A 13204-nucleotide genomic window follows, 5' to 3' on the forward strand; every position below is an offset into this window, starting at 1 on the left:
CGTGGTATAAAGGATGAAATTCGTTGCAAATCTTGCTTTGACAAACTTCTATACAGGATAAACTCAAACTGAAATCAGAAGTTTGCCTTTGTGCGGTATTTTCTTCAGTGATTGAAAAATTGTATAGGTTTTAGACAGACTCCGTGATAATTACAATGGAAAGGAAGGAAAATAGGATTTATGAAAAGGATAGCAAAATTATTAAGTATAGTTCTTATAGCGACGATGGTACCTGCTACATCTGCATTTGCCGACAATGGGAATCATTCGTTGTTTGACAATGACAGTTTACCTGTGGAAACTAAGCAACCCGAAGAGTACACAGAACCCGTACAGTCCGATCAGCCGCAGAGCCGTACAACGACATCGGGAAATACAGGGGGAAAAAGAGTGGTCATGGTTCTCGGAAACAAAAATGCAACCGTGAACGGGCAAGAAGTCATTCTTCCGTTTCCTCCACAGTCCATTGGCGGAAGAACCTATCTGCCCCTGCGTTTTTTATCGGAGCAGATCTTGGGGACGGCACCGAGCTTTCATAGTGATACCGGTCAGATCACCGTGGATACGGGGACTATGAGCGCAACGGTCACGCTCAACAAAAAAGAAGCCGTACTCAACGGGCAGGAAGTACAGATGCCGGAGCCTCCGATCGTAAGGGAAAATACGACCCTCCTTCCCCTCAAGTTTTTTGTGGACAACTTCGGTCTCAATGTGAGTTATGATCCTCAAAAGAAAGAGGTCGTCGTTACGGAGGAACTGCAAGGCGGGACTCCTCCTGTCGCGGATTTTGAATTTGTTCAATCGGAATATATACAAGGACAAAATATCGAGATTATCGACAAGAGTACCTTTTTTGACGGAGACAGGATGATCGCAAAGGAATTTGCACTATCCGATGCTCCGACCGCTACGTTCAACGATGTCAACAAACTTGTCGAAAATCTGCAAGCGGGGACCTATGAAGTGCTGTACCGAGTTCAGGGCAGAAGAAAGGTGTGGAGTGAATGGGTAACAAAACCCCTCTTGTTACAGCGTAACCAGCCGCCTACAATCACGGATGTTCATGTAGACAACACAGATATCGGACGCGGCGAGGGATTTGGTATTACCTATACACAGGTCAATGAACCTTGGGAAAGAATCACCGATGAGATCTGGACTTATCGTCATGAAAATCAGGATGTATCCAAGGCGGCGAAAGCAAAACCCGAAAAACTTTTTTCGCCCGGCAAATATTTTATCACACTGCAATTGAAAGATGCGTTTGGAAATGTAAGCGAACCCTATGAGATCGAGGTTCAAGTCGGTACAAGAATTGTTCAGACGCAGCTGCAATACTTTGCAAATTCCGAAGGTGTTATAAACACACCACTTGAGAACTTCAACGGTACAAACTATTTGGAGTTATTTAAGGAATTGGATACTTTGAGATTTGAGGACAAACCGGGACTGCTTATCATGAGCGATTCTCCGGAGAATGTATATGACTACGGGATTTTATATGAGGAGACAGTTACCCCGCAACGTGGGCGTTTGCTGACCTATCATGTGAACAAAATTCCGGAGCCGAAATCCAATGGAGCCGGCGTTGTTGTCATTGTTCAGAATATGGACGTATCACCGGTCAGCTTCCATTTAGAACAAACAGGAATGAAGGGACCTTCGACGGATCCGCATGAAGTCGGCGGAAAGGTTCTGGAAACACATTTTTCGGCAACTTCGCAATGGGAAACCACGATGATCGATGTCGGAGCCTCCGCCATCGTATATGACTCAAGGCAACATTTGAAGTGGAAGCAGAACAACTTGATTTCGATGCTCAGTGAATTTGAGACAAGCGGAGCTGTAAAAATTATCGTTGCCGCCTTCGGTCCGAGCACGCAGGTAGAACATCTCCCGCTATTGGCCTATCAACCGAGGGACCAGCATCCGCGAGGAACATTCAATGTCATTGAACGAGCAACTTTTGTAAATGTACCGGGTGCTCAGGCGAGCAGTATCTTACTCGGCAAAAACTCGGAGGAATGGGTCAGAGGGATTGACTCTATTACGAACGAAATTACCGAAAATAGAGGGAATTACGGGATTGAATACAAGATCACTGTAACTCCTCAAGAAGATACATTGCTTTTTGTAAACTGCCGCGGTGGAGCTTTTCGAGGATTTATCGGTTGGCCGGACGGTATCAACCGAACGGTAAGCAGTTATGGACCTCATGATGCACGCTATCTCGGCAAAATTCCCGGAGGAGAAAGTACGACAATTCGATATATGCTTGCAAACGGTTCCGCTTCTCCGGTAAAAATCGGATTTATGCCGCGTTCTCTTTGGGATCGATAGGACAAATAGAGAAGAACTCGTATAGGATTCTCTGTTGGAGCGGATAGGTCGAATGTTTTGGAGCAAAGAGTCTCCAAATGATTTATCGGCAATTGTCTATTCTGTCTGCCCGGAATTTCAAACAGAGAATTGTATAAATGAATCGTATAAAAAAAGGGACCGAGCACCGGCGGTTGTGAAACGACCTCCTCGTCAGATCCGAGATTTGACAGTCGGGAGGTCTGTCCGTTTTGTGCAACAGTCCCTTTTTATTGTTATATCTGCGATTAGTGGCAACCGCCTCCACAAGTCGAGCAGGAAGCCTCGGGCTTGATATCGGGCTCGATATACACGCCGGATTGATCTCCGTCTTCATAGTACTTCACTTCAAAACCGCCGAATTCATCGACGAGTTTCTTCTCTACATGAAGTAAAAATCCGTCGATCTCCTCACTGATATCTCCCTCTTTTACAGGGTCGATGGCAAGGTTGAACTGAGGTCCGCTACAAGCAAAACCTGCCAAAAAGATGCGGATGTCCTTAGAGTCGATACCCTTGCTTACCAACAACTCGTTTAGAGCCTTGGATGCGTCTGTATTCATTCTGATACTCATACGTCATTCTCCTTTTATATAAGCTGATACTGTTCAAATCTACCTACGAAAAATATATCACAAAAGAGGGCTCTTGTATAGAGAAGAAGAAGGATTATCCCTTAAAATTGCAAAAAATAAAGGAAGTTCTTTGTGCAACTTGAAAGTTTCGGGTATAATAATCAAGGAAACAAAATTAAGATGAAGGAAGTGATAGAAATGAAAAAGAGAAGTGAAATACAAGAAAACCTCAAGTGGGACCTGAGTCGTTTGTACAAGAGTCAGGCGGAATATGAAGAGGCCTTGAAAAAATGCCAAACGATGGCAAAAAATATCAAAGAGGAATATAAAGGAAAGATATGTACTGCCGATATCGCCGGAAGGTGTCTGGAAAAATACAATGAGCTTTTGATTTTGATAGACCATGTATCTCACTATGCAGAGTTGAGCGTAGCCGTCGATATGACGGATGCCGAGAACCAAAAAAGAGAGATTGATTTTGACAATAAGGCGGCGGAAATCTTTTCGGGAATCAAATTTGTGGAAGAAGAAATCTCCAAACTGGACAAAGATACTTTGGAGGAACTCAACAGATCCTATCCGCAGTTCAGTGTATTTGTAGAGGCGATCTTAAGACGTAAGCCCTATATGTTGGAGCCTAAGATCGAGGAACTGCTCGAGACCATATCTCCCGTGTTGGAGTCGAATTACAGGGGATATGAAGTGACTAAGATGTCGGACATTTCGTTTCCCGATATCGAGGTGGACGGCAAGACTTATCCGAACAGCTATGTTCTTTTTGAGAACGAGTATCAGTACAGTTCGGATACCGCTCTTCGAAGAGAGGCGAGCAAACAATTCTACAAGGAGATTGACAAGTACAAGAACACCACGGCTCACTACTATCAGAGTCATCTGCAAAAGGAAAAGGCCATTTCGGACCTGAGAGGGTATTCATCGATCTTTGACTACCTGTTGATGGAACAAAATGTGACCAAGGACCTCTATGACAGACAGATTGATGTGATCATGAAGGAGCTTGCTCCCCATATGAGAAAGTATGCCTCCCTGATTAAGAAAGAGTACAACTTGGACAAGATGACCTTTGCGGACTTAAAGGTACCATTGGATACGAGTTTTGAGCCGGAGATAAGCATCGAGGAGTCCAAAGAGTACATCGAAGGAGCCCTCTCTCTTTTGGGAAAAGACTACCTCGATATGATTATGAAATCTTATGACGAGCGTTGGGTGGACTATGCCCAAAATATCGGAAAGTCCACAGGAGGTTTCTGTGCTTCTCCTTACGGCAAAAAATCCTACATCCTGCTAAGCTGGACAGGGATGCTCGGCGAGATCTTTACTTTGGTACACGAGTTCGGACACGCGGGACACTTCATCCTCGCACAGGAGCACAACTCTTATTTGAACACCGAACCCTCCCTGTATTTTATCGAGGCTCCTTCGACGATGAACGAGCTCCTACTCATCCAATACCTTCTCAAAAAATATGAGAATGATCCGAAGATGAAGCGTTGGGTGCTCTCAAATATGATCGCCAACACCTACTTCCACAACTTTGTCACACATCTGCTGGAGGCGGCATATCAGAGAGAGGTCTACAAGATTATCGATGCCGGCGGAAGTGTACAGGCGGAAGAACTCTCCGCCATCAAAAGAAAGGTCTTGGAGGACTTCTGGGGCGATGAGATCGAGATTGAAGAAGGAGCAGAGCTTACCTGGATGAGACAGCCTCATTACTATATGGGCCTCTATCCCTACACTTACAGTGCCGGACTTACGATCGGAACACAGATGAGCAGAAAGATTGCAGAACAAGGACAGAAGGCTGCCGACGGATGGCTCGAAGTCTTAAAGTCGGGAGGAACCAAAAATCCGATTGAACTTGCTAAGATGGTGGGCATCGATATCACGACAGAACAACCTCTTCGAGACACCATCGCCTTTATCGGAAGTGCCATAGACGAGATTGAGGCTCTGACAGATCAACTTCGACAGTAAACAATGCGGCCGGTCACCTTCATTCTTCCATTAAATCACCGAATAAGAGAAACTTGTCATCGCCGGAAAATATTCGTACGATGACAGGGTTCAAACGATATGAACTGCGAATACGGGAAGTAACGGTATAAGACAAAAATTTGACAAGGAGGGAAAAACCTCATGCCGGAGGACAAGGACTTGCAAGGAATGATCTTATCGGAGGTGCCTCCTCGTCCTGAGGAACGCAAAGAGCCCAAGGAAGTAAGAAACTCTCGCAGGAAGACGAGGAACCTTATTGAAGAAAAAGCGGGAGAACTCAACTCGGACCTTGGAAAGGCGATAGGGATGGTAAATCGCCTGTGCGAAACCTTTGAAAACGCCGAGGACGCTTTGGAAAATCTCGACATTAAAGAGATGATTTTTCCGGGAAAAGGATTGAAACAAAGCGACTTGAAACTTGCGGACCACCTGCTTATCTACGGCTTGGGTTACAGCCATCACGGGATCTATATCGGGGACGGTCAGGTCATCCACTATGCCTTAGCAGATTGGTCCGTATTTGAGGGCTTGGATAGCCTCTATGTGTGCATCCAAAAAGACTCCCTCGAGGAGTTCAGTCGGGGCAAACGCCTGCACCGCAGAACCGAAGAGGAGAGTCCGTTGAAATATTCTCGGGAAGAGGCAGTGTCCAGGGCTTGCGAAAGGCTGGGAGAGATGAGCTATAACCTCGCCTTCAACAACTGTGAACATTTTGTAAGATGGTGCAGAAACGGCGGAGAGGACTATTAGCGGACATCCGGCTGAAATATCTATAGGATGAGAAGATTGGACCATAAACGGGGATACGAGCAAAAAAAGAGCGACGAGATTTTTTCGGTCGCTCTTTTTTATTTGGAGATATTTCTCCCGCCTTTACAGAATCAATATGGACCTTTTTATACCATTATCTATTAGAATTGACAGGTTGAATTCTTTGATACTATTCTTCGATAGAAGTATGGTTATATTTGTTTTGCAACTACGAAAATTCGTCTTCTCTTCTATGGAGTGCAAATCGTTGATATCCATTATTCAAAGGAATAGTAGTATGAAACATAGAATCATCCTAATTGTTTTTCGGATGTGATATATTCTGTATACCCGGCATTTCAAACGGAGAATAGTATTTATGCACAGATGATTGAAACAATCAGCCTGTGATAAAGACAGGAGTATAAAGAGAAGGCGAGTTGAGATCGACTTCCACGATATCCGTTGAGGAAGAATGGATGATAAAGAACATTTTGCTGTTGGTACGATCGAAGAGGATATCGTAGTTGCCCATGGTAAACTTGTAGAAACGTGATACCTCTCCCACGTAGACCATTCGATTAATCTCTTTTTCTATTTGTGCAAGGTTCTTATCCAATTGATCGCCGGCATCCTTTCTTATGCTCTTTGAGAAGTTCTCATACCCTGCAAGGCACTGTTTTTTGACCTCTTTCAAGGCTTCTTCCTTCGATAGAGAAGAGGAAAAATTGTACTTTTCATCGATAATAATATTCGTAAATCCCGGAACAAATGTCTTTGCATAGGGGATCGGCTTCTTCGTTTCATAATACATACGTCCTGAAGTCTTGTTTTTTGAAGAGAAGGCAATGGTGTATCCGAGTTTATCGGCTACAAATCGAAGGGGAACATAGATCGATTTGTCCTTCATCATAACGGCCTGATCGGATTTTTTCACTGCCTTATTTGAAGTTTTGACATTCAGGCGGATCTCCTTGCCGTTTTTCTTCATAGAAAGAGAAGTTTTTTTCTTGTTCGGGACAAGATTTGCTCCCATACCGCGGTTGGCGAACTCCAAGGGGATAAAGACGGAGCCGTTTATGATCTTGCAGTCGTAACCCGTGATCAAGGTGCCGTTCAGGAAGAGAAGAGAACGATCCTTGTTGTAGGGGACATCGGTATCGTCGGGCAGGACGATCCTGTCATCAAAACTCGCTGAGGGATCTCCCTTTTTGAACTTCCCTTCTTCGGCAAAACTGAAACTCGTCAGAACCAACATAAGAGCCATAACCAAATAGACTATCCTTTTCATTGCAATTCCTCCTTTTGATCGGAACCATTCCGATTAAGTAATATAGAATTTTTACCTTACCTATTTTAAATTATCACTTTTTTAACTTTATATCAACCCATTTTAATCATATTAATTTTTTTTTACCGGAATGTACATCAATCCGCCTTCCAAAATATTTCAGACAAATAGGCAATAGAGGTTGATTTTTTCATATTTTTTCGTTATAGTGGAAATATAGGAGAATTATCCTATATTATCCTAAATAATATTCGATTTAATTCGAACATTATACTTATCAATTCTTAATTAAATTCGAAAATGGAGGAAGAGATGAAGGTAGCAATCGTGATGGGCTCGGTATCGGACTTTGACAAGGTCAAGGATGCCTGCGAGTTTTTGAACAAGATGGAAGTAGACTTTGAGATCAGAGCTCTTTCGGCGCACAGAACGGCGAGGGAGTTGGAGTTGTTTATGGAAGAGAACGACAGGCACATCGACGTCTATATTGCGGCGGCAGGCAAGGCGGCACACCTGCCCGGAGTGATCGCATCCAAGACCTGCAAGCCGGTAATTGGAATCCCGATCAAGTCCTCAGCTTTGGAGGGGATGGATGCCCTGTTGTCAATCGTTCAAATGCCTCCCGGAGTTCCGGTTGCGACGGTTGCAATCAACGGGTCCAAAAATGCGGCCATTTTGGCTTGTCAGATGATGTCACTCAAATATGACGAATTGTCCGAGAAGATGGTTGCCTTCAAAAAGAATATGGAAGAAGAAACCTTGGAGAAGGAACGAGAGTTTTTGAAGAATTTTTAAAGAAGAAACAGTTGGGAAAATAAGCGGGATGCGATTTTTTCAACTGCTTTTCTCATTTGAATAAAATTGGTAGGAGACATCAGGTCTTCACAAGGATCTCAGACTATGATTCTTTGGAGTTGTGGAGATAAACGAGCTGTGCCCCATAGAAGACAAAAGAATTTTCGTGGTCGAAAAAATAGGCATATCCACACTTCTATTGGAGAATAGTATCAGTCCTTGCATATCACACAAAAGGGGAGATTGTATTCTTGCCGAAAAGCAAGGACGAGGATCGCAGCAAAACTTTAGGTGTGTACGGCGATGAGGTCGAAATCGCATATCCGCAAGAGATGAAGTCCGAGGAGATACCGCACAAAGTTGCAGGGGACTGACACCGTTGTATTATAGGGTGTAAGAGTCTTGTGAAACAAACAGTTTTGAATCTGTTTTTTCGAGGGACAAGAGGTCTGCCGACATACTCGAACGGTTGAAAAGCAGAGGGCAATTCGATAGGATGATATAAAAGCAGAACAGTATAAAGAAAAGGGGTAGAAAAACATTGGCGGGAATTTTAGGGATCAGGAGTAAGGGAAATGTAAGCAGAAAGATGTTTTACGGGCTTAACTCTTTACAACATAGGGGGCAGGAAGGTTGCGGGTTTGCTATCAATACAGGCGACAAACTGGTTACACATAGGGGCAGCGGACTGGTTATGGATGCCGTTTCGGAAGATATTGTCAATAGAATATCCGGAACAATCGGAATCGGTAACGTTCGTTATGCCATGGCTACCAACTCGGTCAATGCGGACGGAGAACCCTTCTGCGGATACAGCAAGGGGGAACAGCTTGCCATTGTCAATGACGGAGCCTTGATCAATACTTATCTTTTGAGAACACGACTGGAACAGGACGGGATGATGTTTCAGAGCAACTCGGATACGGAGGTCATCCTCTATCTGATTGCACGCTATTACGAAGGAGACATCATTCATGCCATCCAAAAAGCGACGGGTTATTTGAAGGGGGCCTATTCCTTCGTCCTTTTGTTTCAGGACAAATTGATAGCGGTTCGAGACCCCAACGGGTTCAGACCTCTCCTTATGGGGAGAAAGGACGAGGAATACTTCTTTGCCTCCGAAAATGCGGCGGGAGACATCTTGGGTATGGAGTTTGAACGCGATGTGGAGCCCGGGGAGATCGTGGTTTGTTCGGATGAGGGCTTTATCTCCTACGAACTCGGACAAAAGGCAAAACACAGTTTCTGTATTTTTGAACATGTCTATCTTGCCCGTAACGATGCGAACCTTGAGGATGTCAATGCTTATCTCTTCCGTTTTCGGTCGGGCAAGATCCTTTATCAGGAAGCACCTCTAAACGTCGATTTGGTCGTTCCGGTTCCCGACTCGGGGTATCCGGCTGCAATCGGGTATTCACAGGCATCGGGCATCCCGCTGGGAGAGGGGCTCGTAAAGAACCGTTATATGGGAAGGACCTTTATCAAACCCACCCAGGAAGAGAGGGATATTGCGGTCAGATTAAAACTCAATCCTCAGTATCATGTTGTAAAGGACAAGAAGATCGTCCTTGTCGATGACTCGATCGTAAGAGGTACGACCTCCAAAAACCTGATCAAAAACTTGAGGGAAGCCGGTGCAAAGGAGGTACACATGCTCTTGACTTCTCCGCCGGTCGAGTATCCGTGCTACTTCGGAATCGATACCCCTTCGAGAAAGCAATTGATCGCGGCAAACAATACGGTGGAGGAGATAAGAGAGCAGATCGGTGCGGATTCTCTGGCCTTTATTTCACTGGAAGGTCTCTACAAGGCGAGTAACCGCACAAACAGTAATATTTTTTGCGATGCCTGCTTCACGGGGCAGTATGAGGTTGATCCCTGTCTTCTTTAAGGGCGGGACTTATACGCTCATCCCTCAAAATGATGGCTATTGAGGGTAATCATACTGCCGTCTGTTCAAATTGTTCGGTTGTGCGGTTTAAAAAACTTGGGATTGTACAAAGGGTTTTCGATAAGCGTAGATGTTGTTTCCCTGACCTTTGGAACGGAGGGCGGTATCAGCTCATAAGAATTGAAAGCTTTTTGTGATTTTCTGAAACAAAAAGATCGACACTTCGATTGCAGGATGGTCTTGGATAGTCGATAAACAGAACGATATAAAATTCGATATAATAACGGAGGAAACTATGGAAAAAATTACTTATGCGGATGCAGGTGTAAACATCAGTGAGGGCAACAGAGCGGTCGAATTGATGAAGAAGAAGGTAAGGGAGACGTACAACCGAAACGTCGTGGGCGACATAGGCTTGTTTGCCGGAGGTTTTGCCCTCGGAAGTTTTGTGCAGATGGAGGAGCCGGTGCTTCTCGCATCGACCGACGGGGTAGGCACGAAGGTGATGATTGCACAGGAGATGGATATTCACGACACCGTGGGCATCGACCTTGTGGCGATGTGTGTCAACGACTTAATCTGTCAAGGGGCAAGACCTTTGTTCTTTTTGGACTATGTTGCCACCGGCAAGGTCGATGCCGATAAAATCGCGACCATCGTGGGAGGGATTGCGGACGGGTGCAAAGAATCTCTCTGTGCCCTAATCGGAGGCGAGACCGCCGAGATGCCGGGGCTCTATGCAGAAGAGGAGTATGATTTGGCAGGATTTTCCGTCGGAATCGTAGACAAGAAGAAGATTATCGACGGAAGGAAGATCGAGGAAGGCGATGTTGTCATCGGTTTGCAGTCGAGCGGACTTCACTCCAACGGCTACTCCCTCGCCCGAAAGATCTTCTTCGACAGGCTGGGCTTGAAGACCGATGAGGTGTACGGTTCAATGTCCGAAACGATCGGAAAGGCGTTGCTTCGGCCTACGAAGCTCTATGTCAGGACGGTGCTGGACTTGATCGAGAAGTTCGAGATAAAAGGAATATCGAACATCACGGGCGGAGGCCTGATCGAGAATGTTCCGAGGATCCTCCCTTCCGATCTCGATGTCGTCATCGATACGAAGTCTTGGGAATATCCCGAACTCTTCCGAACGATATTGGAGCTTGATCTGGTGGAGAAAGAGGAGCTTTACCGAAGCTTTAACATGGGAGTGGGGATGGTGCTTATCCTCTCCAAGGAAGAGGCGGACAAGGCTATGGAGTGGATAAACTCCAACACCGACGACAGAGCCTTCTTCATCGGAAGAGTCGACAGGGGGGAGAAGAGATGTCTGCTTCGATAAGAAGGATCGCCGTCCTGGTATCGGGAGGAGGGACCAACCTTCAGTCCCTGATTGACGCACGCGAAGAAGGGTTCTTTCGCTCTAAGATCGTTCTCGTCCTCTCCAACAGGGAGGACGCCTACGGACTGGTGCGGGCACGAAATGCCGATATCCCCGCCTATGTGGCGACGAGGGAGGAAGACCTCCTTCGACTACTGGAGGAGTACAAGGTAGATCTGATCGTGTTGGCAGGTTATCTCAGGATTTTGGGAAAGGAGTTTCTCAAGGTCTATGAAGGCAGAATCATCAATATTCATCCTTCTCTTCTGCCCAAGCACGGGGGTATGGGAATGTACGGAATCCATGTGCACGAGGCGGTCTTTGCCGCGGGGGAAGAGGTCAGCGGGGCGAGTGTCCATTATGTCAGCGAGGCGGTGGATGCCGGAGAGATCATTCTGCAAGAAGCCGTGGATATAAGGGGACTGTCATCGCCACAGGAGATTCAGAAGAAGGTCTTGGAAGTTGAACATAGGATATTGAAACAAGCGGTTAAGAAGATAGAGGAGGAGATAAAATGAAACGTGCTTTGCTCAGCGTAACGGATAAGACGGGGATCGTGGAAATGGCGAAGGCTCTGGAAGAACTCGGCTACGAGGTCGTATCGACGGGAGGAACCCTCAAGACGATAAGGGAGGCGGGAGTTTCCGCCAAGGCGATCGAAGAGATTACACAGTTTCCCGAGATGCTTGACGGAAGGGTAAAGACGCTTCACCCCGTGGTCCACGGCGGACTTCTCTTCCGCAGGGATGTGGAATCTCATGTCAACACCGCGAAGGAACACGATATTGAGCCGATCGATGTGGTCGTCGTCAATCTGTATCGCTTTGAAGAAACACTGAAGGCGGAAAAACCCCATGAGGAGATCATAGAGAATATAGATATCGGAGGACCTTCGATGGTTCGTTCCGCAGCGAAGAACCACAGGGATGTCCTGATTGTCACCGACGTCAAAGACTACGAAAGAGTGATTGAAAAACTGAAGGAGGGCAGTGCGGACCTCGCCTTCCGCGAAGAAATGGCGATGAAGGCCTTTGCACAGACTGCGTACTACGACTCGATGATTGCACGCTACTTCAGTCAATATACGGGCAAGCAGAGCGAGACCTTCACCTTGGGTCTCAAGAAGGAAGGCACTCTGCGTTACGGAGAGAACCCCCACCAGAGTGCCGCCGTTTACAGGGACGGATTCGAGGATTCTCTTCTCAGCGATTATGAACAGCTCAACGGGAAGGAGCTTTCTTTCAACAACCTCAACGATTTGAATGTAGCGGTAGAGCTTGCACGTTGTCTGAAGGAAGAGGGCAGGGTCGCCACCGTTGCTCTCAAACATGCGACACCCTGTGCCGTAGCTCTTGGCGATAGCGTGTTTGAATCTTACAGCAAGGCTTATGATGCCGATCCGGTCTCGATCTTCGGGGGTATTGTTTCCTGTACGGGAACCGTAGACTTGGAGACGGCGAAGATGATGAACAAAATCTTCCTCGAGATCGTCGCCGCTCCCGACTTTACACAGGAGGCTCTGGAAGAACTCAGGACCAAGAAGAACCTTCGAGTCCTCAAGGTTGATTTGCAAAAGGAACTTGCAGAAATAGACCTCAAATACATCAGTGGGAAGGTCCTCCTGCAAGATACCGACAAAGATGCGGATGAGGGCTTTGAAGTCGTGACCGAGGTATGGCCGAGCGAAAGCCGGAAACGGGACATGCTGTTTGGAATGAAGGTCGTTCAGTATGTCAAGTCCAATGCCGTTGTCCTTGTCAAAGACGGAGTTACCTTGGCGATCGGAGGGGGTCAGACTTCTCGAATCTGGGCATTGAACAGTGCAAGAAACAACAATCCGGATAAGGATTTCAGCGGAGCGGTGCTCTGCTCCGATGCCTTCTTCCCCTTTTATGATTGCGTGGAAGCGGCACACGAGATGGGAGTTGAGGCGATTATCCAACCGGGAGGCTCCGTAAGGGACAGGGAGAGTATAGACAAGTGCGATGAATACAAGATGAGTATGGTGTTTACGGGAGTAAGACACTTTAAACACTAGAGTAAGGGCATATTGAAATCCGTAGAAACACACCGCATGATCCAAAAAATCATCGCAAAATCACCGGATAGGAAGGATGAGTTTCTTGAAAGCATGGATTCGACAAAACTCCATT

General features: G+C 46.2%; 11 protein-coding genes. 9 read left to right on the plus strand and 2 right to left on the minus strand.

Going from position 1 to position 13204, the window contains the following annotated elements; all coding sequences use genetic code 11:
- The first annotated feature begins 180 nt into the window (after positions 1-180).
- Entirely contained in the window at positions 181-2340 is a 2160-nt protein-coding gene (locus tag ACFO4R_RS06590; RefSeq protein WP_379788265.1) for a copper amine oxidase N-terminal domain-containing protein, read from the plus strand.
- 266 nt (positions 2341-2606) lie between these two features.
- Here ACFO4R_RS06590 and ACFO4R_RS06595 read toward each other — a convergent pair whose 3' ends face one another.
- Positions 2607-2933 carry an iron-sulfur cluster assembly accessory protein gene (locus ACFO4R_RS06595; protein WP_379788266.1) on the minus strand — a complete coding sequence of 109 codons (327 nt, stop codon included), beginning with the start codon at positions 2931-2933 and terminating at the stop codon, positions 2607-2609.
- A 198-nt stretch (positions 2934-3131) separates the two neighbouring features.
- Here ACFO4R_RS06595 and pepF point away from each other — a divergent pair, with 198 nt between their 5' ends.
- Both pepF and ACFO4R_RS06605 read left to right on the plus strand, forming a co-directional pair.
- The gene (gene pepF / locus ACFO4R_RS06600) at positions 3132-4931 is read left to right on the plus strand and encodes an oligoendopeptidase F (RefSeq protein ID WP_379788267.1); all 1800 of its coding nucleotides are present in this window, start codon (positions 3132-3134) and stop codon (positions 4929-4931) included.
- 162 nt (positions 4932-5093) lie between these two features.
- Positions 5094-5702: a lecithin retinol acyltransferase family protein gene (locus ACFO4R_RS06605; protein WP_379788268.1), complete on the plus strand. Its 609-nt coding sequence runs from the start codon at positions 5094-5096 to the stop codon at positions 5700-5702.
- A gap of 400 nt (positions 5703-6102) precedes the next feature.
- Here ACFO4R_RS06605 and ACFO4R_RS06610 read toward each other — a convergent pair whose 3' ends face one another.
- Positions 6103-6993, minus strand: a complete 891-nt coding sequence (locus ACFO4R_RS06610; RefSeq protein ID WP_379788269.1) for a copper amine oxidase N-terminal domain-containing protein — start codon at positions 6991-6993, stop codon at positions 6103-6105.
- Positions 6994-7305: 312 nt separating this feature from the next.
- Between ACFO4R_RS06610 and purE the strand changes: the two genes are divergently transcribed.
- From purE to purH, 6 genes are all read left to right on the plus strand, one after another.
- Positions 7306-7788: a 5-(carboxyamino)imidazole ribonucleotide mutase gene (gene purE, locus ACFO4R_RS06615; RefSeq protein WP_379788270.1), complete on the plus strand. Its 483-nt coding sequence runs from the start codon at positions 7306-7308 to the stop codon at positions 7786-7788.
- 251 nt (positions 7789-8039) lie between these two features.
- On the plus strand, positions 8040-8162 hold the full coding sequence (locus tag ACFO4R_RS06620; RefSeq protein ID WP_379788271.1) for a hypothetical protein: 123 nt from the start codon (positions 8040-8042) through the stop codon (positions 8160-8162).
- Between the two features lie 167 nt (positions 8163-8329).
- Positions 8330-9679 (plus strand): amidophosphoribosyltransferase, encoded by a 1350-nt coding sequence (purF, locus tag ACFO4R_RS06625; protein WP_379788272.1) that lies wholly within the window; start codon positions 8330-8332, stop codon positions 9677-9679.
- A gap of 295 nt (positions 9680-9974) precedes the next feature.
- On the plus strand, positions 9975-11012 hold the full coding sequence (purM, locus tag ACFO4R_RS06630) for a phosphoribosylformylglycinamidine cyclo-ligase (protein WP_379788273.1): 1038 nt from the start codon (positions 9975-9977) through the stop codon (positions 11010-11012).
- Positions 10997-11569 carry a phosphoribosylglycinamide formyltransferase gene (gene purN / locus ACFO4R_RS06635; protein WP_379788274.1) on the plus strand — a complete coding sequence of 191 codons (573 nt, stop codon included), beginning with the start codon at positions 10997-10999 and terminating at the stop codon, positions 11567-11569. Before purM ends, purN begins: the two co-directional genes overlap by 16 nt.
- Positions 11566-13089, plus strand: a complete 1524-nt coding sequence (gene purH, locus ACFO4R_RS06640) for a bifunctional phosphoribosylaminoimidazolecarboxamide formyltransferase/IMP cyclohydrolase (RefSeq protein WP_379788275.1) — start codon at positions 11566-11568, stop codon at positions 13087-13089. The genes purN and purH overlap by 4 nt, the downstream gene beginning before the upstream one ends.
- The last annotated feature ends 115 nt before the right edge of the window (positions 13090-13204 follow it).

Source organism: Filifactor villosus, assembly GCF_042652965.1.
In the GTDB taxonomy this organism is placed as follows: Bacteria; Bacillota; Clostridia; order Peptostreptococcales; family Filifactoraceae; genus Filifactor; species Filifactor villosus.

Excerpts from the sequence above, each read along its gene's own strand:
- ACFO4R_RS06590 (WP_379788265.1), top strand. The coding sequence starts at position 181 with ATGAAAAGGATAGCAAAATTATTAAGTATAGTTCTTATAGCGACGATG.
- ACFO4R_RS06595 (WP_379788266.1), bottom strand. The coding sequence starts at position 2,933 with ATGAGTATCAGAATGAATACAGACGCATCCAAGGCTCTAAACGAGTTG.
- pepF (WP_379788267.1), top strand. The coding sequence starts at position 3,132 with ATGAAAAAGAGAAGTGAAATACAAGAAAACCTCAAGTGGGACCTGAGT.
- ACFO4R_RS06605 (WP_379788268.1), top strand. The coding sequence starts at position 5,094 with ATGCCGGAGGACAAGGACTTGCAAGGAATGATCTTATCGGAGGTGCCT.
- ACFO4R_RS06610 (WP_379788269.1), bottom strand. The coding sequence starts at position 6,993 with ATGAAAAGGATAGTCTATTTGGTTATGGCTCTTATGTTGGTTCTGACG.
- purE (WP_379788270.1), top strand. The coding sequence starts at position 7,306 with ATGAAGGTAGCAATCGTGATGGGCTCGGTATCGGACTTTGACAAGGTC.
- purM (WP_379788273.1), top strand. The coding sequence starts at position 9,975 with ATGGAAAAAATTACTTATGCGGATGCAGGTGTAAACATCAGTGAGGGC.
- purN (WP_379788274.1), top strand. The coding sequence starts at position 10,997 with ATGTCTGCTTCGATAAGAAGGATCGCCGTCCTGGTATCGGGAGGAGGG.
- purH (WP_379788275.1), top strand. The coding sequence starts at position 11,566 with ATGAAACGTGCTTTGCTCAGCGTAACGGATAAGACGGGGATCGTGGAA.